This is a genomic window from Paenibacillus suaedae (assembly GCF_032337355.1).
In the GTDB taxonomy this organism is placed as follows: Bacteria; Bacillota; Bacilli; order Paenibacillales; family Paenibacillaceae; genus Paenibacillus_B; species Paenibacillus_B suaedae.
In genome coordinates this window covers 1229444-1254013 of sequence record NZ_JAVYAA010000001.1, presented here as the reverse complement: position 1 = coordinate 1254013, position 24570 = coordinate 1229444, and the positions used below count along the sequence as shown (strand labels likewise).

At 48.7% G+C, this 24570-nt stretch carries 25 protein-coding genes; 12 read left to right on the top strand and 13 right to left on the bottom strand.

The annotated features are described in order from the left end of the window. Positions 1 to 45: 45 nt before the first annotated feature. The 3 genes from RQP50_RS05540 (at position 46) to ald (ending at position 4242) form a co-directional block, all read left to right on the top strand. Positions 46 to 1512 (top strand): hypothetical protein, encoded by a 1467-nt coding sequence (locus RQP50_RS05540; RefSeq protein WP_315743827.1) that lies wholly within the window; start codon positions 46 to 48, stop codon positions 1510 to 1512. A gap of 124 nt (positions 1513 to 1636) precedes the next feature. After that, positions 1637 to 2926 carry a PucR family transcriptional regulator gene (locus RQP50_RS05535; RefSeq protein WP_315743825.1) on the top strand — a complete coding sequence of 430 codons (1290 nt, stop codon included), beginning with the start codon at positions 1637 to 1639 and terminating at the stop codon, positions 2924 to 2926. Between the two features lie 185 nt (positions 2927 to 3111). Then, complete coding sequence (gene ald / locus RQP50_RS05530; protein ID WP_021255757.1) at positions 3112 to 4242, top strand: alanine dehydrogenase; 1131 nt, start codon at positions 3112 to 3114, stop codon at positions 4240 to 4242. Positions 4243 to 4448: 206 nt separating this feature from the next. On the opposite strand, the gene RQP50_RS05525 is transcribed toward ald, so the two are convergent. Further along, complete coding sequence (locus tag RQP50_RS05525) at positions 4449 to 5501, bottom strand: YeiH family protein (protein WP_142547031.1); 1053 nt, start codon at positions 5499 to 5501, stop codon at positions 4449 to 4451. 418 nt (positions 5502 to 5919) lie between these two features. Here RQP50_RS05525 and RQP50_RS29285 point away from each other — a divergent pair, with 418 nt between their 5' ends. From RQP50_RS29285 to RQP50_RS05515, 3 genes are all read left to right on the top strand, one after another. Then, complete coding sequence (locus RQP50_RS29285; RefSeq protein ID WP_221888502.1) at positions 5920 to 6009, top strand: putative holin-like toxin; 90 nt, start codon at positions 5920 to 5922, stop codon at positions 6007 to 6009. A gap of 273 nt (positions 6010 to 6282) precedes the next feature. Beyond that, on the top strand, positions 6283 to 6633 hold the full coding sequence (locus RQP50_RS05520) for a DUF4260 domain-containing protein (protein WP_315743819.1): 351 nt from the start codon (positions 6283 to 6285) through the stop codon (positions 6631 to 6633). A gap of 30 nt (positions 6634 to 6663) precedes the next feature. Next, complete coding sequence (locus RQP50_RS05515) at positions 6664 to 7554, top strand: LysR family transcriptional regulator (protein WP_315743817.1); 891 nt, start codon at positions 6664 to 6666, stop codon at positions 7552 to 7554. Between the two features lie 7 nt (positions 7555 to 7561). On the opposite strand, the gene RQP50_RS05510 is transcribed toward RQP50_RS05515, so the two are convergent. Further along, complete coding sequence (locus tag RQP50_RS05510; protein ID WP_315743815.1) at positions 7562 to 8410, bottom strand: HAD family hydrolase; 849 nt, start codon at positions 8408 to 8410, stop codon at positions 7562 to 7564. A gap of 319 nt (positions 8411 to 8729) precedes the next feature. Next, entirely contained in the window at positions 8730 to 10223 is a 1494-nt protein-coding gene (gene pdxR / locus RQP50_RS05505) for a MocR-like pyridoxine biosynthesis transcription factor PdxR (RefSeq protein WP_315743813.1), read from the bottom strand. A 104-nt stretch (positions 10224 to 10327) separates the two neighbouring features. Here pdxR and RQP50_RS05500 point away from each other — a divergent pair, with 104 nt between their 5' ends. Together RQP50_RS05500 and RQP50_RS05495 are read left to right on the top strand one after the other, a co-directional pair. Next, entirely contained in the window at positions 10328 to 10969 is a 642-nt protein-coding gene (locus RQP50_RS05500) for a LysE family transporter (protein WP_065293273.1), read from the top strand. Between the two features lie 63 nt (positions 10970 to 11032). After that, positions 11033 to 11830 (top strand): HAD-IIB family hydrolase, encoded by a 798-nt coding sequence (locus tag RQP50_RS05495; protein WP_315743809.1) that lies wholly within the window; start codon positions 11033 to 11035, stop codon positions 11828 to 11830. A 190-nt stretch (positions 11831 to 12020) separates the two neighbouring features. Here the strand turns inward: RQP50_RS05495 and RQP50_RS05490 are convergent, their stop codons facing one another. Further along, the gene (locus tag RQP50_RS05490) at positions 12021 to 12539 is read right to left on the bottom strand and encodes an NAD(P)H-dependent oxidoreductase (protein WP_072732050.1); all 519 of its coding nucleotides are present in this window, start codon (positions 12537 to 12539) and stop codon (positions 12021 to 12023) included. Positions 12540 to 12979: 440 nt separating this feature from the next. Here RQP50_RS05490 and RQP50_RS05485 point away from each other — a divergent pair, with 440 nt between their 5' ends. The 3 genes from RQP50_RS05485 to RQP50_RS05475 all read left to right on the top strand — a co-directional run bounded on the left by RQP50_RS05485 (position 12980) and on the right by RQP50_RS05475 (position 14564). Then, the gene (locus RQP50_RS05485; protein ID WP_072732098.1) at positions 12980 to 13270 is read left to right on the top strand and encodes a winged helix-turn-helix transcriptional regulator; all 291 of its coding nucleotides are present in this window, start codon (positions 12980 to 12982) and stop codon (positions 13268 to 13270) included. Positions 13271 to 13497: 227 nt separating this feature from the next. Beyond that, positions 13498 to 13812: an antibiotic biosynthesis monooxygenase gene (locus tag RQP50_RS05480; RefSeq protein WP_315743806.1), complete on the top strand. Its 315-nt coding sequence runs from the start codon at positions 13498 to 13500 to the stop codon at positions 13810 to 13812. 23 nt (positions 13813 to 13835) lie between these two features. Further along, on the top strand, positions 13836 to 14564 hold the full coding sequence (locus tag RQP50_RS05475) for a 3-ketoacyl-ACP reductase (RefSeq protein ID WP_065293277.1): 729 nt from the start codon (positions 13836 to 13838) through the stop codon (positions 14562 to 14564). Positions 14565 to 14682: 118 nt separating this feature from the next. On the opposite strand, the gene RQP50_RS05470 is transcribed toward RQP50_RS05475, so the two are convergent. The 7 genes from RQP50_RS05470 to RQP50_RS05440 all read right to left on the bottom strand — a co-directional run bounded on the left by RQP50_RS05470 (position 14683) and on the right by RQP50_RS05440 (position 21730). Next, on the bottom strand, positions 14683 to 15432 hold the full coding sequence (locus tag RQP50_RS05470; RefSeq protein WP_315744585.1) for an alpha/beta hydrolase: 750 nt from the start codon (positions 15430 to 15432) through the stop codon (positions 14683 to 14685). 320 nt (positions 15433 to 15752) lie between these two features. After that, positions 15753 to 17507: a CocE/NonD family hydrolase gene (locus RQP50_RS05465; protein WP_315743803.1), complete on the bottom strand. Its 1755-nt coding sequence runs from the start codon at positions 17505 to 17507 to the stop codon at positions 15753 to 15755. Then, complete coding sequence (locus RQP50_RS05460; protein WP_315743801.1) at positions 17504 to 18532, bottom strand: P1 family peptidase; 1029 nt, start codon at positions 18530 to 18532, stop codon at positions 17504 to 17506. The genes RQP50_RS05465 and RQP50_RS05460 overlap by 4 nt, the downstream gene beginning before the upstream one ends. Continuing rightward, positions 18532 to 19098 carry an ECF transporter S component gene (locus RQP50_RS05455; RefSeq protein WP_315743799.1) on the bottom strand — a complete coding sequence of 189 codons (567 nt, stop codon included), beginning with the start codon at positions 19096 to 19098 and terminating at the stop codon, positions 18532 to 18534. The genes RQP50_RS05460 and RQP50_RS05455 overlap by 1 nt, the downstream gene beginning before the upstream one ends. 61 nt (positions 19099 to 19159) lie before the next feature. Continuing rightward, positions 19160 to 19987, bottom strand: a complete 828-nt coding sequence (locus RQP50_RS05450) for an energy-coupling factor transporter transmembrane component T family protein (RefSeq protein WP_315743797.1) — start codon at positions 19985 to 19987, stop codon at positions 19160 to 19162. Positions 19988 to 19991: 4 nt separating this feature from the next. Continuing rightward, positions 19992 to 20867: an energy-coupling factor transporter ATPase gene (locus RQP50_RS05445; protein WP_315743796.1), complete on the bottom strand. Its 876-nt coding sequence runs from the start codon at positions 20865 to 20867 to the stop codon at positions 19992 to 19994. Beyond that, complete coding sequence (locus RQP50_RS05440) at positions 20864 to 21730, bottom strand: energy-coupling factor transporter ATPase (protein WP_315743795.1); 867 nt, start codon at positions 21728 to 21730, stop codon at positions 20864 to 20866. The genes RQP50_RS05445 and RQP50_RS05440 overlap by 4 nt, the downstream gene beginning before the upstream one ends. A gap of 381 nt (positions 21731 to 22111) precedes the next feature. Between RQP50_RS05440 and RQP50_RS05435 the strand changes: the two genes are divergently transcribed. Continuing rightward, positions 22112 to 23413, top strand: a complete 1302-nt coding sequence (locus RQP50_RS05435) for a hypothetical protein (RefSeq protein ID WP_315743794.1) — start codon at positions 22112 to 22114, stop codon at positions 23411 to 23413. Positions 23414 to 23467: 54 nt separating this feature from the next. Here the strand turns inward: RQP50_RS05435 and RQP50_RS05430 are convergent, their stop codons facing one another. Both RQP50_RS05430 and RQP50_RS05425 read right to left on the bottom strand, forming a co-directional pair. Beyond that, positions 23468 to 24109, bottom strand: a complete 642-nt coding sequence (locus RQP50_RS05430) for a GTP pyrophosphokinase (RefSeq protein ID WP_021262317.1) — start codon at positions 24107 to 24109, stop codon at positions 23468 to 23470. Positions 24110 to 24279: 170 nt separating this feature from the next. Further along, positions 24280 to 24543: a YqkE family protein gene (locus RQP50_RS05425; RefSeq protein WP_028532639.1), complete on the bottom strand. Its 264-nt coding sequence runs from the start codon at positions 24541 to 24543 to the stop codon at positions 24280 to 24282. Positions 24544 to 24570 lie beyond the last annotated feature (27 nt).

Below are 24570 nucleotides of genomic sequence, written 5' to 3'. Positions count from 1 at the left end.
CCAATACCAATACTCCCCCCAACAACAATTGCGCGGAACGGATCATTGTACATTACATGGAAGCCTACTGGCAATGAAGGCAAGAGCAATAACGGGTTGGAGATTCTGAAGTCGATAGCATTATGGATGTTGCTGTACTACACATCAGGATCGAATCTATATACGAGAGAAGGCGAATTGCTTATGAACACACATTATCGAAACTCAGCATTATGTTCCCTGATCAGCCTAACCGTATTAATGGCTGGGTGCTCATCACAGCCAGCAACAGATGGAGCAGGCGCACCGCAATCATTTGCGGCAGCAGCTGCATCGTCCAGTACGCATGCGAATACCACACCCGAGGCAAGCGCTGCATCCGGAACCGGAAGCACACAAACAGCCAGCACCGGCAGTACTACTACGGATGTTTCGACGGTCCGTTCTGCTAGTTCCTCAACTAATGTTGTGGAAAACCAAAATAAAGCAGGGGCTGGCGCTACTGCTACGAAGGGGAATCCTGTCACCCCCACTTCTACAGGGAAATCCACACAACAAGGAGACCAATCATCAAGTTCTGCTTCCTCACCCGCTAGTGTAACCAATGGAGCAGCAACCGAGCATAAGCAAGAACCGAATCCGAATGCTTCTCCAGAACATCAGTCTGGGCAAAAATCGGCAGCACAGGCACAGGATAAGCAGACTTCAAACGTAACAAAACCAGTGGACGCAGTGGAAACAACGACACCCAAAGAAATCGTTCAACCAACCGCTGCTGCTTCAAATAACACCAAACCAAGCAACGGCAATCGTTTACAGATCAGCGATAAGATGGACTCAGGCATATCATCACATACGAACGGAAAGGCAACTTCAAGCAATTCTGTCAAAGTAAATAACAACAGCAATAGCAATAGTAACAGCAAAAGCAACAGTAACAGTAACAGTAACAGTAACAGTAACAGTAATAGTAATAGTAAAGCCAATGTCAAAAGCAGTGGCAGTGGCACTAGCAAAGAAAATACTAATAGCAGTGGCACTAGCTCCAGCAAAAATAATACCAGCAGCACTAGCTCCAGCAAAGCGAATTCCAACAACAGTACCGCTGGCAATACCTCCAGCAAAGCAAATTCCAGCGCCGCTGCTTCAAAATCGAAACCTGCCTATTCGAGTACGCTGCAGTGGTCCGAATTTTTCGATAATGAGAAGCAGAACACGCCGTCGGACAAATTCTGGGATCTCTCCGGCCAACAGGTTACAATTAAAGGATATATGGGAGAAGTGCTGTCATTCGATAAACACTGGTTCTTGCTCATCCCGGCACCAGGTGCTGAATGTCCCTTCGACAATGGCGACGAAACCTACTGGAACAAAATCATGATGGTATTCGTTCCTTCCGACACCAAGCTTCGATATACGTCCGGCGCATTGGAGCTGACGGGTACACTGGATGTTGGCATTAAGATCGATGAGTCCGGCTACAAGACGATGTTCCGGTTATACGATGCCTCTTTCAAAGAAATCAAAGAATAATGAAACGTACTTGGAAGCTGCCCCCAAGCAAATAGTAGGTCATTCGACCTTGTCCGATGTAGTCGGCCAGATGGATTTCATGCTAAAATAGTCATGATCTTCCTACTGTTGAGGAGCCATGTGCATGAATGAAATGAACCAGCTGTTCGAACAGCATTTTGACAGCTTAGAAGCAGTTGCGGATTTGGTCAGTGATCTGCTTCATTGCCCTGTCACAATTGAAGATGCCGGACATAAGCTGCTTGCCTACAGCACGCATCACCCCGGCACAGATCCTGCGCGGATCGCAACGATTATCGGACGGCGCGTCCCTGAGCAAGTCATCAGCGCATTATGGAGAGACGGCACGATGCAGCGGCTCATGTCCAGTCTAGAACCAATACGTATCCAACATATCGACGAGGTTGGCCTCGGCAATCGCTTGGCGGTTGCCATCCGTCATCAACAGGACATTATCGGCTATATATGGGTGCTCGACAGTGAACAATCGCTGCCAGAAACAGCTCTCCAGACATTGTCACAAGCTGCTCAGGCTGCCAAGGCCAAGTTAATGCAGCATCAGCTGCACAGCAGACGCCAGGATCAGCATAAGCATGATTTCTTCTGGCAGCTCTTAACCGGACACCACACCTCAGAGCAAGCCATTCGGGAGCATGCGGCACGACTCGGCATTTCGTTCCCTCCTGAATATTTCATATGGATGATACAGTTCAGCACACCTATCCAAGAGAAGTTATATCGTCACATTCATTACACGCTCAAAACAACTCAGCATATGCGCATGCTGCTTCATGTCATTGATCATGATCGGCTTATTATGATGTCTGCGCCCGTGCTGTCATCACATGTAAATAGCTCTGCCAATCTGTACAAGGAACCGTGCCAACAGCTTATACTGCATATGAAGCAGCGATTCGGCGCCTCACCAGTTCGCAGCGGAGCAAGCACTCTATCCTCCTCGTTCCTGCTCGTATCACGGTGCTATGAAGAAGCCATGACAACGCTCAATCTAAAAAAAGCATTCCCCGATGAATTAGATTCTGTACATAGCTATGGCGAGCTCGGTTATTACCGTCATTTGCCCTTATTGATCGAACAGCATACTGCACATTCTGCCGCACGAGGAACACAGCAGACTTTTCAACATATAGGCTTAGAGAAGCTGCGCATGTATGATGCCGAGCATTTAAGCGGACTCGTGCATACCATTGAACAATTTCTTCGATATGATTGCAATGTGAAGAAGACAGCGGAAGCCTTACATATTCATACGAATACCCTCATGTATCGATTAAAGCGCATTGCAGAAGTCGGCGGTGTCGATGTCGACAGCATGGATGAGAAGATGTCACTATTTTTGGAATTAAAATTGCATCGATTGGCAACGATAAACAAGGACAACGAATCTACGTAACACGTCATCCGTTGCCAACCTTCCCTGCGATCGATTACCCGATACGCAATTGTCCCTGGCTTTGTGGGAATTACACAAGGACAGGGTATTTTTTTTGGAGCTGACGACAAAGCGCTGGCGGGAGCTACGAATTATACTTTAATTGGATAACCAAACAGGTTCAGGATATTTGAGGAGGATAAGCAATGATTATCGGAGTTCCCATGGAGATCAAAAATAATGAAAATCGCGTTGCGCTCACCCCTGCTGGTGTTGCAGCATTCCATAAAGCCGGCCACCGTGTCATCATTGAACATGACGCTGGAATTGGAAGCGGTTTCGACAATGCCTCATATGAACAAGCAGGTGCCACTATCATTCCTAGCGCTGCTGAGGTATGGGCACAGGCCGATATGATTATGAAGGTGAAGGAGCCCTTATCATCCGAGTACGGTTACTTCCGCCCAGGGCTTATCTTGTTCACCTATTTGCATCTAGCAGCCGAGCCTGAATTGGCTCGCGCATTAATCGAACATAAAGTGACTGCAATCGCCTATGAGACGGTTGAAGTCAATCGCACGCTGCCTCTGCTCACGCCAATGAGTGAAGTGGCGGGCCGCATGTCAGCCCAAATTGGGGCACAATTCCTCGAGAAGCCGCATGGCGGCATCGGAATCCTGCTTGGCGGAGTACCTGGCGTACGACGCGGCAAGGTTACGGTTATTGGCGGCGGTGTTGTCGGAACGAACGCTGCCAAGATCGCAGTAGGTCTTGGAGCAGATGTTACTATTATCGATATGAACGCAGATCGCCTGCGCCAACTGGATGATCTATTCGGCTCAAGCGTGAATACGTTAATGTCGAACCCACTCAATATTGCCGAAGCGGTAGCCGAATCCGACTTGGTCATCGGTGCAGTTCTTATACCGGGCGCTAAAGCGCCGAAGCTCGTAACGGAAGCGATGATTCGTTCCATGCAGCCTGGTTCTGTTGTCATCGATGTCGCCATCGATCAGGGCGGTATTTTTGAAACGGTTGATCGCATTACCACTCACGACGATCCGATATACGTCAAGCACGGTGTCGTTCATTATGCTGTCGCGAATATGCCAGGTGCTGTTCCGCGCACATCAACGATGGCGCTCACGAATGTTACCGTCCCTTACGCATTAAGCATCGCGAACCTCGGACTTGGCAGAGCATTGCAGAACAGCCAGCCGCTCATGCGCGGCGTCAATACTGCAGGCGGTGCGATCACATACGAAGCGGTAGCCCGCGACCTCGCACTTCCGTACGTGCCTGTCGAAGAGGCGCTCCATAATGCAAGTGTGATTTAGTAACAGGATTGTACGGCAACAAATGGGTTTCCTCTCCCCCTCAGGAGATATCATATTCCATGTTCTGTATGTGGGACGCTCAGCAATTGGGCGTCTATTTTTTTTGGAAATGAACAGCCTACATACTTAGAAAACAGAAGAGGTCAACAACCAATGCATAATTGGTATGTTAACCTCTTACATTTACGTATTTCATTCATTATGCATTACGCTAAACCGAACCCATGCACCAGCCCAAAGCCTAGCAGGGACAGCAGAATGGAACCTATGAATCCCGCCGCGAACGACTTCATCCCAAGTCTGCGGAACGAGACAAGATCGACATTCAAGCCGAGCCCCGCCATTGCCATGGCAATCAGCATGTAGGCCGCAATGACGATATATCCTGCAATCTGTTCTGGAACGATCCCTAGTGAATTAAACCCGCTGACGAGCAGGAATCCAAGGATGAACCATGGAATCGGTACTTTGGCTTTCTCCGTCCGAGCACCTGCTCCTGCTTCCTTGCGGCTCTCACGTGACGACCAGATGCCGATCAGAATAGCGACCGGAACTAGCAAGGCTACACGCGTAAGCTTAACAATGACCGCCATATCGACCGCTGCGCTGCCCCCTGGATCTGCTGCTGCAATGACATGGGCAATTTCATGCAGTGTCGCACCGGCAAAGATCCCATATCCGTTATCCGACAAGCCAAGTACCGGGAACAAGAACGTATATGCTAATGTAAAAATAGTGCCCAATATCGCAACCATCGCTGCACCGATTGCCGTTTCTTCGTCCTTGGCTTTAATCTGCGGCGCTATCGCTACCACAGCCGCCGCACCACAAATTGCGGTTCCGCACGCCGTCAATATACCGAGCCTTTTATCAACCTTGAACAATCTCGTAAGTCCATATACGACCGACAAGGTAAATACAATGACGATAACCGCCATCATGAATACTTTGGGGCCTGCACGTACTATATCCATAAGGTCTAAGCGCATCCCGAGCAAGATAATGCCGAGGCGGAGCAGCTTTTTACTCGAAAAATTCGTCCCTGCAACAATCTCCTGCGGCACCCCGATGGTAGCACGCCACGCGATACCGATCAGAATGGCGATCACAAGCTGTCCCATAATACTAAGGAAAGGCAATCCCGCAAGCAGTTTCGCTGCAACCGCAATAATGAGCGTTAGCGCGATGCCGAGCGCAAATCCTCTATATTGTTTATTTCGCTTCGGCTTGGTGGCCAGAAGAACTTCCCCGTTATTCATATCCATCCCCCGTCTCTAAGCAGGCGTAACCTGATGCTTACGATGAATACTATATATGGCTTCGCTCGTGAGGGGAAATACGGATATGCAATCCCTAGCATAAGGAAAACTTATTGTCGGTATATTTATCTATAACATGAGGAGCAATTTGATGCCTCTATGTGCCGTCCGACATTGACCATTCGCCAGGCATACTTAAGTTACATACAAAAATACCCCCAAGGCATTCTTTATATCATCCGATATAAGAACTTGTCCTTAGAGGTGCTTGAATGGTCTCCTATTAAGGGTAGTCTAGACTACTGTGTTCGAATGAAGGTTCAAATATATATTCTGACTGTAGAAAATTATGGTATGATACATGAGTACAACTGATTCGGCATGAAGGGCGGTCGGCTAGTCTCCCTGACGGGAGGTGATGCCCATGACAGTATTCGAAGCACTAACGCTAATGATTAGCTTTGGTACGCTTATCGTGATGCTGTTATCGTTTAATAAACGGAAATAGACCGCCCCATAGCAAGGTATCGGTCTATTTCATGTCCGCCTTTGCAGCCGACCGTTCTTACATGCGGCCGTTGTGCAGGGATCGTGTTGGTAGCACGATCCCTTTATTCATTGTATCGCTGTTATTACATATTATACCTGATTGCTGCAGCTTAGCAACTTGAAATATAACACCTATCATTTAAGAACTGCTTCTGCCCAACCTTATGCTGTCAGGCTATGATCAGGTAAACGTATAACTTCGACATCAAGAATGGAGGATCATGATCTGAACATGAGCAAAGCAATCTTACATTTAGAAGGGTTGTCCGTATTGTTAGGATGCATCTATTTTTACGATTACTATCATTTCAGCTGGCTGTTGTTTTTCGTTTTGCTATTTGTTCCTGATGTATCCATGATCGGATATATACTAAGTAATAAAGCAGGGGCAATTATTTATAATGTATTTCATACCTACTGTGTGACGCTCGGAACCATGATGTGTGGAATCCTCTTATCCAATCAGACTCTCTTAGCAGTGGGGATCATATGGACAGCCCATATTGGAATGGATCGCATGTTTGGATTTGGGTTAAAGTACACGACAACATTTAAAGATACTCATTTTGACCGACTATATTAAGTAAAGAATCAACGGAGGATCGTTAGCCAAATGATCGTAGATACAATGAAGGTATATGTAACGGTCGTGGAGCAGCGTAATTTCTCGCGGGCCGCAGAACTGCTCCATCTCTCACAGCCTGGCGTCAGCCAGCATATCCGCAACTTGGAGCAGGAATTCGGTGTGCAGCTCATCCATCGCTCGCCTAAGCATGTGAAGTTGACCGAAGCTGGAGAGATATTATATAAGCATGCGAAGGAGATGATCGCCCGCTATGAGGCAGCACGCGAAGATATCGGGCTGCTGCGGGATGAGGTGACCGGATCGCTGCGCATCGGAGCCAGCTTCACAATCGGAGAATATATATTGCCACGCATCGTTGCTTCATTCTCACGCCAATACCCGAGCGTAGATGTTCAAGTAACCGTAGCCAATACGGAGCAAATTGCACAGTCCGTACGCGCGAATGAACTGGACATCGGACTCGTAGAAGGCAAAATCGAATATACAGATCTTCAGCTTGGCACTCCGTTCATGGAGGATGAGATGGTGCTCGTTGTACCGCCAAACCATTCGTTTGCTTCCATGCCTACCATCGAGCCCCGCATGCTGCATGACGAGGTATGGGTGCTGCGTGAGCAAGGCTCGGGTACAAGGGCGTACAGTGATCAATTCATGAGTGATCTGAAGCTGCACATCAAGCGTTCCTATGTATTCAACAGCAGTCAAAGTGTCAAGGAAGCTGTCATGGCCGGACTTGGGATTGCAATGCTCTCTTATTGGGTCATTCGCAAAGAGCAAGAGCATGGTGATCTGCGCTTGGTGCATGTAAAGGGCAAGAGCGTCAAGCGAGCGTTCCACATTCTTCAGGACAATAACGCTTCTGCCACGATGGCCATGACGATGTTCATCGACCAGGTAAGGCATTTCCAAATGCGATAATCCGATCTCACCTGGCCGCCAATGCAGCTAAGCAGGCTGGAAGCTCCATGATGCTGTGGATGACGAAATCAGGCCGAATCTGCTTCGGCAGTACTGTGCACTCGTCATCCCCGAACAGCTCCCTGTGCAAGCTCTGACATTCCCGCTGAAGCTGCTGGCTGCATAGCGGCAAGAAGATCTGTTCATGCACGCGCTGTTCAGGAGCGAGCTGATGCAGTTCCTGTGGAAGCTTACGGTTCACCAGGATAGAAGCTGCTCCAGATTGATTCGCCATGTACACATCATGATCCAGCCGATCCCCAACATGTGCGGCGATTGTACCGTGCTGACGGATAGCACGAAGCATATGTGCATCAGGTTTGCCGCCGCCTGCAATCTCCGGTGTCACGATAAGCTCGAAATATGCCGCAATGCCAAGCGCCTCAAGCACAGGATATTGATATTTATAGTATCCGTTCGTCGCAACCGCCAATCGATAGCCATCCTGCTTCAACTGCTCCAGAACGGTCTTCACCCCTTCTTCGAGCAAATAGATCTTCGTCGGCGGCTCTGCATGCTTGCGCACGAGTTGTTCTACTTGAATATCTATACTTGGAGTCACACCGAGTTCAGCAAGGACTACTCCTACCATATCGTCCCAATCGTAGGCTGCAACTGTCTCACCAGCTTCCATTCGCTTCCGATGTTCCGCATGAAGAAGCTTCCCCATATCGAAACTCGTGTCATCGTACGCCTTGATATCTGTACGCAATTGCAATTGTTCCCGTACAACACTTGTAATCTCCGGAAAGATCCATGCAGCAAATGGATTCTGCATCAATGTCCCATCCAAATCAAATGTAACCCAGCTGTTCATCCGCTCGCCCCTTCCTTCCCTATCCCTTGCCCAACAAGCATAACAAGCCCCACATGCCAACACTTCGTTCACTCTACTGCTAGGTGCTAACACTAAGTTTAACTCTACTGCTAGAACGCTAACACCAAGATACTCAACTGCTAGTATATTAACATTAAGTTATTCTGCTGCTAGTATGCTAACACAAAGCACACTAAGTTTACTCTACTGTGCTAGTATGCTAGCTGCTTTACAGACCTCATCAGCCTTGCACAAAGTAATTACGAATATAGAATATAAAGATAATAATTCCTTTGATAAAAAGGCAACCGCTAAACCATTACCCGAACCAAACCTTACTCAGCCGCTCAACACCTTCTCTTATCTGGTGCAGACTGAGTCCACCGAAGCCAATGAGCAAGGAGGGCATCTCGTCTGCTTCTTGCTGAATTCGATAAGTCGAGGTCGGATACACCTTGACTCCAACGGTTCTTGCCGCTTCGATTAATTGCTGTTCATGATGTTCATGCTTCACTTGAAGCACGATGTGAAGTCCAGATTGCTGACCAATTACGCGGACTCGATCGCCCATTTCTTTTTTTAGAGCTGTCAGTAATGTGCTGTGCTTCTCTTGATACAGCTTGCGCATTTTCCGCAGATGCTTGTCCCAATGCCCTTCTGTCATGAATCGCTCCATTGTCATCTGATGCAGCTTCGAAGCCGTCTGCTCATAAGCAGAGAATTCAAGCTTATACCGCGTTAGCAGCCATGGAGGAAGCACCATATAGCTTAGGCGTATGGAAGGAAGCAGAGACTTGGAGAACGTTCCAACGTAGATGACCCGACCATGCCCATCCAGCCCTTGCAGTGAAGGGACAGGCTTCGCACCGTACTTGAACTCTCCATCATAATCATCCTCGATAATAATGCTTCTCCGCTCATTCGCCCATTGCAGCAGCTGCATCCGCTTTGCAATAGACATCACCATGCCCTGTGGAAATTGATGCGACGGCGTTACATATACCGCACCAGCATTCCGTTCTCTTAGCTGCTGTACAGATATGCCTTCAGCCTCCAGCGCAATCGGCTCTATCTCGAAGCCATGATGATAGTATATGGCCCGCGCCCCGTCATATCCCGGCTCCTCCATCGCAATCGAACGCGTATCTTGGCGAATCAGCTGACAGATAAGCATGAGCAGCTGCTGGATGCCAGCCCCCATCACAATCTGCTCCGGCGTGCAGCGCACTCCCCTTGATTGGTACAAATACTGAGCAATGGCCCTGCGCAATCCCGCTTCGCCCTGACGGTGTCCGTACTGCAGCGCCTCATCCTGCCTATATCGAAACAAATCATTCGCTAACTTCCGCCATACAATTAACGGGAACTTCTCCCTATCTACATTGCCATGGCGAAAATCAATATCAATTTCCGCATCCTTATCAGATCCATCCCTGTCCTCCAGCGATACGGAAGTTGGTAATGGCTGCGTCGGCTCTCGTTCAACTTCTTCTGTGAACCCTCCTGCTAGCTCTCGGTCAGATCCTCTATCTCTACTCTCTGCATGCTTCACATCCCCTTCAATCGGCATAACAAACAAGCCAATTCGGGAGCGATTCTCCACATACCCTTCTGCTATCAACTGCTGATAGGCTGCCTCAACCGTATTGCGGCTCACCTGCAAATGAACAGCCAGTGTTCGGATCGAAGGCAGACGCGTACCCGCTACTAACGTTCCGTTCACTATCTGCTTCGCAATATAACTGTACAGCTGTGCATACTTCGGCTCTGTTGCATGATCATCGATATGCGGTGTCAGTTCAAGCATATTCATTTCACCTCTGTCCCCATCCAAATCTATAAATCTGCCACTTATCAACAGGACAGATAGTCAGTACAATAATACCATTATTTCGTAATGACAGGAAGGAAGATCAGATGGCTAGCGTATGGTTCAGCTATGTATTACTCGGGCTGTCTCTCTCAGCCCCCGTCGGCCCAATCAGCATTGCACAGATTAAGGCCGGGTTAAAAAATGGATTCTGGAACGCTTGGTTCTTAGGTCTTGGCGCAATGAGCACCGATGTCATCTTCATGCTGCTTATCTATTATGGAGCCACCTCGTTCCTAACAACGCCGCTCGCCAAACTGATTCTATGGATTGCCGGGTTCATATTGCTGCTGTATCTTGGATATGAGAGTATTCGCGAGGCCAGATCTACAGTACAGATCACAGATTCTGATGCCAAGAAGGAACATGTCGGTTCTTCTTTTTTATCGGGCTTCTTGCTGGCGTTATCCAACCCGCTTAACATCGTGTTCTGGATTGGCATATACGGCTCGGTTATGGCGTCAACCATAGATGTAATAGGCAAGCAGGATACCTTGCTGTACAGCAGTGCGATCATTATCGGTATTCTCATATGGGATCTGTTCGTCGCAATCGTGACTCATGTCAGCCGCAAAGCCGTCACGCCACGCCTTATGCAATACGTATCGATTGCCGCAGGGATTGTATTTATTGGCTTCGGCATCTATTTCGGCTATTCCGCCGTCCAACAAGCCCTCTCATTCTTTTAAATGCTATCACTTCCGCTGGATCGACTAGCGATTATCTTATACATACAAAGGAGACAGTCACACATGCACTTCATTTTCGATATCGATGGTACAATTTCATTCAAAGGACAGCCGGTCTCTGCACCAATTATGGACTGCTTGGCACGCATTCAAGAAGCTGGACATGTCGTCGGCTTCGCGTCTGCCCGCCCATGCCGGGATATGCTGCCCGTACTCGATGAACGCTTTCACAATAACCTTCTTATCGGCGCCAACGGCGCCATAACCTATTTCGAGGGTGAACGTCTTGCAAGTAGCCCGCTTCCGCAGATAACTTCAGATACAATCATAAGCTTGCTGGAGCAATATGAGGCTTCATATCTCGTAGACGATGAGTGGAACTATGCACATAACTTGGAGGATTCACATCCCTTCCTATTCAATGTCGATCCCCTACGATTGGCAGCTCATGTACCGATGAACGAAATTCACAGCACCATTAAAATTCTTGTTCTAGGCAGCAATCGCTTAGAGGAACTCACTGAAAAGCTCAAGTCATTGAATACAACGCTTCACTATCACTCTGCGGAAGGCATCCTGGACATGACTAACGTTGGAGTTAACAAAATGGCTGCCCTGCGCTCATTCGGGATTAACCCTGGTCAATTCGTCTGCTTCGGCAACGACATGAACGATATTCCGATGTTCGAGCAAGCTGGATACGCTGTTGCCATTGGCAGCTTCGATAAGCTGCTTCCACACGCATCGTGCAGCATTCCAGTTGGCGGCGATACCGAAGATCGCATTATCGCTAAGCTCGAAGAGCTGGCGTTCGGGAATGGGATTCCTCTTCGCGTACAGCAAGGTATAGCTTGTGATTGATAAGTCGCGCTAGGAGTTCCCGTTATTTGAATAAAACTAAGAAGCAAAAGGTCGAGTCCAAGGAGAATTGGTTTCCCCTTTAACTCGACCTTTTTTATCATAACCAGAGATATCTCACTATCCGTATAATAATCTCCTATAATGCACAATCCCATTTCTAATCCTTAGCTAATGTAACGTGCATTCCATTCTATTTCAACAGATAGGATACGTATTCCTTGACACTATTCTGAATCGAAGCTTCATCTGCGCCCATTGCACCATGGAACACAAATGCCGGCAAGTAAGTCGTGCCTATTAAATTGCTTGTTGCTTGGAACGGCTTCAGCAACTCGCTCATGGAGTAGTGATTGAGACCACCAGCTTGATACTTCTCTTGCGGACTTCCCGTCGATACAGCCAGCATCAGCTCCTTGCCATGCAAGCGATCGCCACCAGAGCCATATGCCCAGCCATATGTAAGCACACTGTCCAGCCATTGCTTCATCAATGGCGGCGAGCTGTACCAATAGAATGGGAACTGCCATACGATACGATCATGGCTTTCACACAATGCCTGCTCCTTCTCGACGTCGATTTGTCCATTTGGATACGATTTATACAGCTCGTGTACGGTGATGTTATCATGCTTGCGAAGCTCTTCGGCCCAAGCACGGTTCACGTTGGATGCATCCAAGTTGGGATGTGCAACAATGACAAGTACCTTCATGACATTCCTCTCCTTCTGTCTCTAACAAGTATCACACTTATATCACATCTATTTTATCATACATAAGTCATTCATTACATAATCAGCAAGTGCCAACAAACTGCAATCATCCATGTTCTTCAGTTCGTTTGCTATCGTAAAGATATCGACTGCCCATGCTCCTCTATTGTAAGCGAATATCCTCCCCCAGCATTTCATTATGGATATGGATGTCTTCATATCGACTGCACATTGGCGATATCTTACGTATTACACTATACTAAATGAAGTATAGACACCAAGGGGGGATACACATGTCAACTTCAGAACAAACGACAACCTTACCGTGCCCAGAGGGAACATCACAATCTACTGCCTCCCCAGCCACTATACTTGAGCACCTAGAACACGAATCTACTACGGGGACAACTCCAACCATTGCTTGCCCCATCGAGCATACGATGAATATCATCGGAGGCAAGTGGACTTTTCTTATACTGCGTGAATTGTTCTACGGTACAAAGCGGTTCGGAGAGTTAGAGCGCTCGCTCCATGGAATTAGTCCGCGCACACTGTCACTCCGATTGAAGGAACTGGAACAGCGGCATATTATCCAGCGGACTGTATTCTCCGAGATCCCACCGCATGTTGAATACTCGCTAACCGAGATGGGGCTAACACTCCGTCCTATTTTCGATGCGATGAAGGACTGGGGAACCACATGGAATGTGATGGGAGATACTCACGAGTGAATGCTACCCATATCGCACATGCCCAGAGAGCCTGCCTGTGTGGCCCTGGGGCATGTATCTCGGATCTATGCCACGGTTAACTAATGCACCTCATACCCACAACCTTCCAATGTGCATATGGAATGCGAAGGTGTGATCTTGTCCATGCGTTCGAGTATAATAGAGAGGCAGACATATGATCTGTACAAATGAACATCAACACCATCATGCACATAGGAGGCGATAGCATGTTAGTCGTTACGAACACAATCCGAATTCAAGAGGGATTCGGCAAGCAAGTGGCAGAGCGATTCGCGCAAGCCAAGGGCGTTCAGCAAATGAGCGGATTCATTCGCATGGAGGTATGGCTTGGAGCAGGTCAAGAAGGCGAAGAGGAATTGAAGGTATGTACAGTGTGGGAGAACGAAGAGTCGTTCCGCAACTGGACATCTAGCGAGGTCTTCCGCGAATCTCACCGGGGTGCGAGCGACAGCAAGCAATACATGCTCGGCGCTTCTTTGAACAAATATGAGCTTGTTGTTAGTCATAACGGACAAGCATAACCATCAGAAGGAGATTATTGAATATGAAATTACAAGATCTTACGAACAAAACCGCACTGATTACGGGAGCAGGCAAAGGAATTGGCAAAGCGTTGGCTGAGTCGCTGGCACAAGAAGGTGTGCACCTTGGACTCATCGCTCGAACTAGCGCTGACCTTGAAGCACTTCAAGCTGAGCTGACTGCAAAATATGATATTCGCGTCGCAATCGCTACAGCTGACGTTGCGGTACAAGATGATGTAAACCGCGCTGTTGCCTCCCTTACGGAGCAGTTGGGTGCTATTCACATCGTTGTCAATAATGCAGGCATTGCGAAATTCGGCAAGCTTGTCGACATGGATCCACAAGAGTGGGAACGCATCATTCAGGTTAATCTGATGGGAACTTACTATGTAACTCGTGCCGTGCTGCCTGCGATGATCGAGCAGAATGAAGGCAGCATTATTAACATCTCCTCGACAGCTGGCGAACGCGGCTTCGCTACTGGTTCTGCTTACAACGCTTCTAAGTTCGCAGTAATGGGCTTAACCGAAGCGCTCATGCAGGAGGTGCGCAAGCACAATATCCGCGTGACTGCATTGACGCCAAGCACAGTAAATACAGATCTCGCAGTTAATGCAGGTCTTAACATTGGCGACGAAGATCGCATGATGCAGCCAGAAGACGTAGCGGAACTGGCCCTTGCGGCTCTTAAGCTTCCACAACGAGTATTCGTGAAGACTGCTGGCATTTGGACAACGAATCCACAGTAATTCGAATTATCCATTTTCTATTCATTGCAGCACTTTCAGGCTGGCTGAGGAGAATACTCCTATAGCCAGCCTTTGTTATGCATGAAGCCGGCATATCCGTGCCGCTTCCCCAAGCCATTCAATCCCGCCCTGCCTCTACAAGTTTCTCCGCTACGAGATGCGGCTGAATATGGAATGGAGTCATATGATCGCCATGCGCTGTAATAAGCCGGAACATCCCCAGTCGGCTTGACATATGAGGGTGCCAGCCATACTGTTCTCCTTGCGGAAGTGCGGTATCATCCGTCAAATACAAGTAGCTTTTGGGCATAGATAAACGATAGAATTCCGTCAGATCCAGCTTCTCGAATAATGGCCCCGCAGGCTCTGGTGTAACGGTACAATAAATTTGAAACGCTAATTCAATGCTTGCATTGTTCATAAAGGTCTCTCTCCATACAGCGAAGGGCAGCATGATCGTATTATCAGATGACTGCTGCGCCAACTGAAGCCACTCCTGCTTGGCTTGGGGAGGAATCTCATCCGCCGTGCTGTATCCATTGCGTACCACGAATGCATCCATATAGACAAGGCGCCGAACACGGTCAGGCACAAGCTCCACTACCTTGCTAATCACCGTTCCACCGAAGCTGTGACCAACAAGAACAATATTCGTAAGCTGATGATGAATAATACACTGAATGACTGTGTCCACATACATGGCGTGGGTAACATTCTTGTTCCGATCCATTCCATGCCCTGGTAAATTCGGTGTATAGACGGTATGCCCCATGCTATGAAGAACTTCAGCCGTCTTCCACCAATAACTCGAGTCCCCCCACGAGCCGTGAACAAGTACAAATGTTATGGGTTGACTACACCAGTTCATGTCTCTTGCACCATCGAATGCATACTGTGTCTGTATATTGGCATAAGATGACTGACTCCCTGCCACAAATCCCCCGTTCATTCCCTGATTCATAGCCGTTCCCCTCTCCCCTCGTTGACCAAACATCGATTCCTTACCTACAAAAGAACCCCATTTCCAATGTATGAGCAACAGAAGGTAATAAGCCTATTTGCCGATACTTGAAGTGTAACCCTTGTGATTCCACCCTGTGATCGCATTATAGATATGAAGCTTCATAAAATAAGCACAAACCGAGGATAAACAAAGCTACGTTCAACAACCGTGAACGCGGCCTTCTCTCAACCTTTTACGATCGGCAAAATAAAATGTGAGGGATAATCCGTATTTCGAAATATTGTCTGTGTGGCAAGCTTCAAATCCGATATCGTCACATCCCCAGGCGGGATCATACTATTTGGATTCCGATCGTATGTCGGGAACAAGGAGCTCGTAATTTCTAACCGAATCGCATGCCCTTGTTGAAAAACGATAGAGGTTGGTCCGAGAGAAATGTCATAAGCGACCACCTCTCCTGGAGCTACTGGCTCTGGATGCTCCAACGAGCGACGATAAGCTGTACGTACAATGCCTTCGGCAATGTTGTACGCCCTTCCATCTGGATAGACATCCATCAATTTAGCAACGAGGTCGGTATTGACTGCTGTCGTCGCCGCATACACCCTAGCGACAACTTCTCCAGCAACGGTTACTGATCTATCAAGAGGCTCTGTCGTATAGACAAGCACATCATTGCGGACTTCATTCGCTAGCTGCAGCTTCGGCCCCATCGGGGTTAGGTCGGGCACTGCACCCGATCGTCCTCCAAGCGAAGGAACAGGTATGAGCGGATCATAGATGTATGTATCTGCAAGCAGCGGGTCGTCAGATGGCAAGTCCTGCGACAATCGACCGTCTCCATTTATGGAGTTGGCCCGATCTCCATGCAAATAATATTTCGTTAGCTCCACCTGAGGGGGCGGCCAAGTCTGGGTATGCTTCCATTGATTCGATCCCATCTCAAAATAGCTGATCTTGTTCCACGATTGCAGTGCATGCTCATCCTCTTTCAGCCACCGATCAAACCATGCCAATTGCCACTCATTCACTCGATTCGAAGCCTCAATGCCGAAGTCAAGCTCACTGACATATCGCGACCACGGCATGTGATACCACGGCGTGATTCGCAAGTATTGATTCTCCCTCGCTTCTTCACTCGCCCCCTGCTGCCGAATCCCTTCGTAATTGCGAATGGTTCCATCTACAAACGGATCATACCAACCGCCGATATGTAGGACGGGTACGTCAATGCGATCATATCGCTCTTCGATGGACAGTGCTCTCCAGTATTCATCTCGTGTCGGATGCTGCAGCCAATCCTGATAGAACGGTGCAAACTCATCATTCATGAGCGGCATATCCCGAAGCGGCAGCGTGCTGTACAAGCCGTGTATGACAGAACCCCCGCGCGCCAGCTCCCGCTCCCATTCGGGACGTCCATGTCGTCTAGCCGTGTTCTGTGTAAGGAACATGATCCACGACTGATTGCAAGCGAGGGCAAATGCCCCATTGCGGTACACACCGCCCTGATAGGCGTCCGATCCAGTCATTGCGGGCGTTAAACAAGCCAAGTGCGGAGGTCTTGCAGTTGCCGCATGCCACTGAGCCGCTCCCGCATAAGAAAAGCCGTACGTGCCCACCTTCGGGATCACATCAGGCAAGGCTGCTGCCCATTCAATCGTGTCATAGCCATCCCAAGCTTCGTTGCGGTAAGGCTCAAACTCACCTTCCGACTTCCATCTTCCTCGTACATCTTGGACAATCACCACATACCCATGCTGTGCATACCAAGATGGATGCGCATAATTCATCGTCTGTGCATCTTCCTTGTTGTACGGGGTGCGCAATAGAAGCACCGGGTGAATCCCTGTTTCGGGACGATAAATATCGGCGTACAAAATCACCCCGTCTCGCATTGGAATCGGTACATCTCTTTCGACGATGACAGCGAGTCTTGTGGGGGTTGTTTGGGCTGTGGTTGTATGGGCTGTGATCATTGCAACGTCGCCTCCCCATAATAAGGTTCCTTCTGCTTATTCTTATGGACAGCCGGATTCACATCTCCGCAAGCCAAATCTTTGTAAGCCAATAACCCTCCAGCACGAACAGCCGTGCGAACTCCCCTTGCAATGGCTTCCGCAACCACATCTGCGGCAAGTGTTCCGACGAGATCCACTGTGGCCTCGATTGAGCCTGTGGAGGCAGCAAAGGCAATATCACCATCGTACATCGTATGAACCGGATAGATTGCTCGCGCAAACCCATCATGTGTCATTTCAGCTACCTTCTTCAACTCCGTCTTCGTCAGTCTCGCATTGGTGGCTACAATGGCTAACGTCGTATTTGTCCCTGTAAATGAAAATGGCTTCTCCTTCAGCCAGTGTAGGCTTGCACCATCTTGAAGTTCGCCTTCATCACTGAGCGGCCCAGCAAGCAGTTCTCTAGTATCTGGATCTCGAATTTCCCCAAGCGCATTCACCGCTACGATCGCTCCTACAACCAGCCCATTTGACAGCTTGATCGAAGCCGTTCCAATACCACCCTTCATCGCACGCTCGAACCCGCCGATCTTGCCTACAGAGGCTCCGCATCCCGCACCTACATTGCCTTCAGCAACATCTCCCGATGACGCATCAGATGCTGCTGCGTATCCCATTTCACGATCTGGCCGAGCATTCGGACTGCCTACAGACAAATCAAATAGAACAGCCGCTGGCACAATCGGAACAATCCCGTAGCCTACATCAAATCCGATATTTCTCTCCACCAAATAGTCTGACACGCCAGATGCCGCATCGAGACCGAAACTCCCTCCACCACTCAATACGATGCCATGTATGCGCTCCACGAGATTGGTTGGCTGGAGCAGATCGGTCTCTCGGGTTCCTGGTGCAGAGCCTCGTACATCAACGCTGCATACCGCACCGTCTTCCCAGATCACCACTGTGCATCCTGTCATTCCTTCCTCATCATGCGCTTGGCCAACCCGTGTACCAGGTACATCCGTAATCTGCCCGTTCATTATCCCTCCACCTCCTCGCTCAGCAGCTTCGCCTTCTGCTTCCGACTCGGCGTGAGCTTCTTCCATCCAGCAACGACAGCAGTTGTAATAATGACGGAGACAATCGCCTCCGGAATTCCGTTGGTAAGCCCTACACTAACCGCCACTTCTAAGGACAAGTAGTTACGAAGCACAGACGCCGTCAGTACGAGTACCGTGTTTGTGATTGAACCTATAAACCCCGCCGCACCGATGGCAATGTACTCGTTTTTTCGCTTTAGCGCAGCATAGATCAAATAAGCAAATAGGCCAATAAACAAGCGCGGAGCGATCGCGACAAGCGGATCTTTAAATAAAGGAATGGTAGACTCCAGCAAGGAGGTAACGCCAAAAATCAGACCGATGGCCGTGCCGACTCCCCAACCCTCCAATATGGCTCCAACAATGACAGGGATATGTACAATAGTTACCGTTCCCGCTGCGGTCGGAACAGGAATAAAACCTAATTGGGTGACGCCAAGCAGGATGGCAATAGAGCCAAGAACGCCGGCAATTACAATTTTGCGAATACCTGGATTTGAATTCATAGGGGGTTCCTCCTTGTTCAGCTGTGTTAAGGGTATGCAAGGCACTTCTTCGTCCATTCCATTACAGCCAAATCAACAGATAGGCCGCTCCTACCGCCACAAACAGGAGCATCACATCAGCAGTTCGCGCTTCAAACGAACGGAACGAGGTTCTGCCATGTGATCGGTATCCTCGCGACTCCATTGCCGCAATTAATTGCTCCGCACGCTGAAGAGCTAATTGAAATAACGGAATGATCAAGGGGAATACCGATTGTGTTCGCTTGATGATCCGCCACCACGGAATCGTACCGAAGGATGCGCCGCGAGCAGTCTGCGCCTTGCGAATCTTATCCATCTCCAGCGCGAACGTTGGAACGAAGCGAAGGGCAATCGTAATCATCATGCAGAAGGCATGCACAGGAACCTTCATCTTCTCCAGCGGGCGCAATAAGCTGTGCATGGCCCGTGCAAGCTGAGTTGTGGTGGTGGTCAGTGTCAGTACACTCACGAGGAGCATCATATCTACGAACCGCATCGTGGATACAATGACAAGCCGTACCCCGCCTTCTGTCAGCCAAATGAATCCATACTGCCAGTACACCTGACCATTCGCATACACTTTTCCATTGAACAATAATTGAAGAAGGGCCAGAATTAGGAGAAAAGGAAGGGCAGGCTTCAATCCCTTCAAGGCATATCCGATTGGAATGCGCGCAAGGAAGACGATGAACAGACTAATTGCGAGTCCGGCTATATTACCTGCATAAGACTGACAGAAGGCAACAGCGCCAATATATAAGGTGAACGCCGCCAGCTTATACCGTGAATCCCACTGATGGATGAGTGAACGTCCCGGCATGTACTGCCCTATCGTAATATGCCGAGCCGAATCAAATGCTTCTGCCATCGTTCTACCCCACCTCCTGATGAAGCAATTTCCTTATTTCCACTACCGTTTCCTCAACTCCGAACGTGCTGCTGCTCAAGTCATATCCGTTCGCAATCAACGTATGAACAAGCTCCACACTTTGCGGCGTTCCAATCCGATAGCGATGAATGAGCTCCCGATTAGCAAAGATTTCACGTGTCGTTCCATCAGCGACATTGCTCCCATCTGCCAGTACATATACTCGATCTGCGAGCAGGGCTACTTCTTCCATACTGTGGGTGACAAATATGATGGTTCTCCCCTCATCTCGCGACAATCGCTTGATCTTGTATAGCAGTTCCTGACGAGACATCGGGTCAAGCCCCGCAGTCGGTTCATCAAGCACAATGACTTGGGGATCCAGAGCTAACAGTCCTGCAAGTGCGACCTTGCGTTTCTGTCCACCGCTAAGCGCATAGATAGGTCGGTTCCTCATTGTTTCGAACGGCAACCCAACGAAATCCATCGCGTGCTTCACGCGTTGAATGACCTCCTTCTTCGGCAATCCATATTGAAGCGGGCCGTAAGCGATATCGTCAGCTACATATTTCTCGAACAATTGATCCTCTGGCTGCTGGAACAGAACCACAACTTGCCTTCGTATTTCGGACAGTGAGCGCTTCGATTCGGACAATTCAAGGCCAAGCACGTTGACTTGCCCGGTTTGGGGAAGCAGTAAGCCATTCAGATGCTGGATAAGCGTCGACTTGCCTGAACCCGTATGTCCGATGATTGCCACGCATTCCCCTGGCTTAGCATGAAAGTTTACATCGTGCAGTGCTTCTTGCTGAAATGGCGTTCCCTTCATATACGTGTGGGACAACTGCTCAACCTGTACTGCAAATTCAGACAGACTCATGAAGATAACGCCTCCTTCCGCTGCTGCCACCTCACCACGTGCTCGAACTCTTCCACCACTTCAGCTACCGTCAGCCGATCTGATCGGAACAGTTCTTCATGCCGATGAACGCCCGCTACTATTCGATTCATTTCTGGCGGCTCCAAATGATAGGCAGCCAGCTGCTCGTGATTCGTGAACAGCTGCCTCGGAGTGCATTCACGTACAATACGGCCATCTTGAAACACAATGACACGATCGAAATGAACGACTTCTTCCATATGGTGAGTAACCGATACGATGGCCACCCCCTGATTGCGCAGCTGTTGGATCACTTCCATGACCTCCCGCCGACCATAGGTATCGAGCATACTCGTTGACTCGTCAAACACAATGCATGAAGGCTGCATCGCGAGTACCCCTGCAATCGCAATGCGCTGCTTCTGGCCCCCTGACAAGCGATGTGGCGGTCGCTCGCGAAATGCAGTCATTCCCACCACTTCCAGCGCCTCATCTACACGGCGACGAATTTCATCTTGAGGCACACCGATATTTTCCGGCCCAAATGCAATGTCATCTTCTACAATCGTCTCCACCAATTGATTGTCTGGATGTTGAAACACAATGCCTACTGCCGAGCGGAGTCGCTCCCTTGCTTGCTCATTTTTCGTATTTGTATCCGAAACCCATACCTCTCCACTTGAGGGGAGAAGCAACCCGTTTAGCAGCTTAGCGAAGGTGGATTTGCCGGAACCGTTATGCCCGACGATGGCCACCGCTTCCCCCTGTGCCAGTTCGAAATCAACATCATAGAGAACTGGAATTCGCTCTTCACTTTCTCCATAATGAAAAGAAACTCGTTCTACCCGAATGATCGGAACCACATAAATTCCCTCCTTCTCGAAGTATTTAACAACTGTGTCTCAGGAACGAAAAAAGACGTCATTCCCCATGAAGGGAATAACGTCTCCGGTCGTCCGGTCAACATCAACCTATAATTCCGATGTGATTATAATGATTTGAACAGAATCTTATCACCGCCGTATGTACCTGTCAACGATTGTTTTGCGCACGCTCTTTTACATGTGAACGGATTTAATGTTGATAATTCCTATTGACATTTACGTATATAGTGGAATATGATACATCGTAACATACAGGCGAATACGCATCGGCGGTTCGACCAGTCAACTGGAGACACCCGATCCTTCTAACGGATTGGTGTGTCTCCTTTTTATTTTCCGATTAAAAAGGAGGCCTTCGACTTGTCTGTTCAAACCCATCATCATATTGATGAACAAACCCTTCAGGATTTGCTTCAATTCCCTCTGCTTGACGCCTTATTCGGAAGACGCTCGCGCCGCTTCTTCAGAGGGGCTGAAATACCAGATGGAGCTCTGGCCTATACGTCCAAGCACGAGCCGCTCCCCTTGGATGAAATAGAGAAGATACTGATCCTCCTGGCAGTTGGCGGTGTCACCGGCTGGCATCATTCCGTCACCCGTCATGATCGATATAAGCCGCATCTATCCAATTATTCAGGTTCAGCCTCAGGTCGAACATTTCCATCAGCGGCTGGCTTCCATACCTCTCAGATTTTCTTTACCGACGACACGGGAACGTATCTGTTCGACACGCGAGACACACCGCCGCTCACGGAACGGGATTCAGATGGCAACCATCGGCTTATTGACCTGATTCAAGCTTATTCCAGCAATATTCGCCGCATTTCCAATCAACGTCTACATATTCCGAATTATGAGCCTTATATGGAGGGGCATAATTCATGGGTTGCGAACAAGCCAGGTACGCTGCTCGTCTTTCCAATTGGAGACTTGGCTCAGCATACGATTGCGAACCTATGCTTCTATGTCCAAAATGGGCTGTGCATTTACGATGATGTGAACGACCGACCTATTCCGGGCATTGAGCAGTTCCGTGACATTGTCGATGTTGACAATCCGCTTCCGCTTACATTCCTCGATCAATATTCATTAGCAGAACTGTCGGCTGAGTTGTCGACCGCAACCTATGCTGGCATGCTTATGCAGCAGGCACTCGGATTAGGCGGCTGGATGTTCGACGGCATTGACCGACTTACTGTGCTCGGAGCTAGCGGGGATCCGAATGTGCCTGGACTCGGGTTCCGCTATGATACTGACAAGCGGTGGTCGCTCCCTAATCCAACCGGCCTTGAAGGAGTGTTCACTTCGTTTACACCACCGCATTTTGCAGATATGCGTGCCGCTGTGGATGCGTTCTGTGATCGTAAGTTTGGCAAAAACGGCCCCTTCCATTCTGATACGCCAGGCCCATGGAAGGATAGCCGCAAAGTACGAGGCAGCGCACAAATCCACGATGAGCCGTTCCGGGAAGCAGTCAGCCATATGGCGCAATACATTTATGACGCCTTCGGCAAATTTCCTGCCACGGTTCCATCCGTCTTTTCACTTATGTATTTGCAGACCCACCATTTGGATTTGGATTATTATGATCAATTTTTTGGCCCACATGCTTATTTGCGCTCTCATGCGGAGCACCTTGCCAAATGGCATGGCATCAAGTAATTCGGACATTACAAAGAGGCTCTCCTTATCAAGGGGAGCCTTGTGGTGTTCCGTTTATTTTAGCAGCTGATTACGCAGCATGGACATCTGCTCGTCCATTTGGAACGCGGATTTGGATAGTTCATAGAGCTGGTTGCGCGCATCCTCAGGCACTTCTCCGCCTTCATATTTATAGTTCAGCTTATGTTCTGTCGCCGCCCAGAAATCCATGGAAGATGTGCGCAGCTGAATTTCAGCGGGTACCCACAATACTTCGTGCGAGAGAATAACCTGTGTCTTCACCACCATGTGCAAGCTTTTATAGCCGCTTGGCTTCGGGTTCTGAATGTAATCCTTCACTTGAAGCACTTGGATATCCTCACGCTGCTCGATGTGCTCTTTCATCATGTATACGTCATCCAGAAAAGTGGTAACGATCCGCAGTCCCGCAATATCACGAATATTGTTCTGAACCGCATCCATGGAGAACGGAATCCCTTTGCGTTCAATTTTTTTGAGCAAGGACAGCGGATTCTTCACCCGTGCCTTCATATGTTCGATCGGAGAATATCCGAATTTGGTCTTCCAATCGAGATCAATGATTTGAAAATCACTCTGAAGCTCGTTCAGAGCCATTTCATATTGACGAAAAAAGCCACCCCAATGCTTCTGTATCGCCTCGAACAATTCAAATTTATTTAAGATAGGCAAGTTCATGCTGTCTCCTCCATCCGATATGTGAACAATGTAACAATACTATATAACCAAGATTACCTCCTCTTGACGCTGAGATCAAATGTACAGGATTGGAAGGAGACGATCCCCCATTTATTTTAAGGTGTATAAAGAAGGAAAAGCGTGAGACTCTCTCGTCTGCACGCTTTTCCTTACTTTTTATATTTGCGCCAATCCAGGCTGCTGTTATTCAATAAATATTCGAAGTTGTTGTCCAGCTTCTTCTGCTCGGCACGGCGGGCTTCTTCAGCCTTCTGGCGCTCTTGTTCCTTGCGAGTGTCTTCTTGGACTTGCAGTTCCTTGGCTTGAGTCTTCAGCTTGTTCAAGACATCGGGACTTAACAAATCCTTCAAGGTAGCCGGCTTCTCCGTGGCAGCCTGAGTCGGAGCCGCTGCTGTTCTGCGTTTTTTCCCCATTCTGATCACCTCGATTTCCCTTTCATT

Excerpts from the sequence above, each read along its gene's own strand:
- RQP50_RS05520 (WP_315743819.1), top strand. The coding sequence starts at position 6,283 with ATGAGCAAAGCAATCTTACATTTAGAAGGGTTGTCCGTATTGTTAGGA.
- RQP50_RS05500 (WP_065293273.1), top strand. The coding sequence starts at position 10,328 with ATGGCTAGCGTATGGTTCAGCTATGTATTACTCGGGCTGTCTCTCTCA.
- RQP50_RS05495 (WP_315743809.1), top strand. The coding sequence starts at position 11,033 with ATGCACTTCATTTTCGATATCGATGGTACAATTTCATTCAAAGGACAG.
- RQP50_RS05445 (WP_315743796.1), bottom strand. The coding sequence starts at position 20,867 with ATGAGTCTGTCTGAATTTGCAGTACAGGTTGAGCAGTTGTCCCACACG.
- RQP50_RS05490 (WP_072732050.1), bottom strand. The coding sequence starts at position 12,539 with ATGAAGGTACTTGTCATTGTTGCACATCCCAACTTGGATGCATCCAAC.
- RQP50_RS05430 (WP_021262317.1), bottom strand. The coding sequence starts at position 24,109 with ATGAACTTGCCTATCTTAAATAAATTTGAATTGTTCGAGGCGATACAG.
- RQP50_RS05515 (WP_315743817.1), top strand. The coding sequence starts at position 6,664 with ATGATCGTAGATACAATGAAGGTATATGTAACGGTCGTGGAGCAGCGT.
- RQP50_RS05455 (WP_315743799.1), bottom strand. The coding sequence starts at position 19,098 with ATGAATTCAAATCCAGGTATTCGCAAAATTGTAATTGCCGGCGTTCTT.
- RQP50_RS05525 (WP_142547031.1), bottom strand. The coding sequence starts at position 5,501 with ATGAATAACGGGGAAGTTCTTCTGGCCACCAAGCCGAAGCGAAATAAA.
- RQP50_RS29285 (WP_221888502.1), top strand. The coding sequence starts at position 5,920 with ATGCCCATGACAGTATTCGAAGCACTAACGCTAATGATTAGCTTTGGT.
- RQP50_RS05425 (WP_028532639.1), bottom strand. The coding sequence starts at position 24,543 with ATGGGGAAAAAACGCAGAACAGCAGCGGCTCCGACTCAGGCTGCCACG.
- RQP50_RS05460 (WP_315743801.1), bottom strand. The coding sequence starts at position 18,532 with ATGAACGGGCAGATTACGGATGTACCTGGTACACGGGTTGGCCAAGCG.
- RQP50_RS05535 (WP_315743825.1), top strand. The coding sequence starts at position 1,637 with ATGAATGAAATGAACCAGCTGTTCGAACAGCATTTTGACAGCTTAGAA.
- RQP50_RS05510 (WP_315743815.1), bottom strand. The coding sequence starts at position 8,410 with ATGAACAGCTGGGTTACATTTGATTTGGATGGGACATTGATGCAGAAT.
- RQP50_RS05450 (WP_315743797.1), bottom strand. The coding sequence starts at position 19,987 with ATGGCAGAAGCATTTGATTCGGCTCGGCATATTACGATAGGGCAGTAC.
- ald (WP_021255757.1), top strand. The coding sequence starts at position 3,112 with ATGATTATCGGAGTTCCCATGGAGATCAAAAATAATGAAAATCGCGTT.
- RQP50_RS05470 (WP_315744585.1), bottom strand. The coding sequence starts at position 15,432 with ATGAACTGGTGTAGTCAACCCATAACATTTGTACTTGTTCACGGCTCG.
- pdxR (WP_315743813.1), bottom strand. The coding sequence starts at position 10,223 with ATGAATATGCTTGAACTGACACCGCATATCGATGATCATGCAACAGAG.
- RQP50_RS05480 (WP_315743806.1), top strand. The coding sequence starts at position 13,498 with ATGTTAGTCGTTACGAACACAATCCGAATTCAAGAGGGATTCGGCAAG.
- RQP50_RS05485 (WP_072732098.1), top strand. The coding sequence starts at position 12,980 with ATGAATATCATCGGAGGCAAGTGGACTTTTCTTATACTGCGTGAATTG.
- RQP50_RS05465 (WP_315743803.1), bottom strand. The coding sequence starts at position 17,507 with ATGATCACAGCCCATACAACCACAGCCCAAACAACCCCCACAAGACTC.
- RQP50_RS05475 (WP_065293277.1), top strand. The coding sequence starts at position 13,836 with ATGAAATTACAAGATCTTACGAACAAAACCGCACTGATTACGGGAGCA.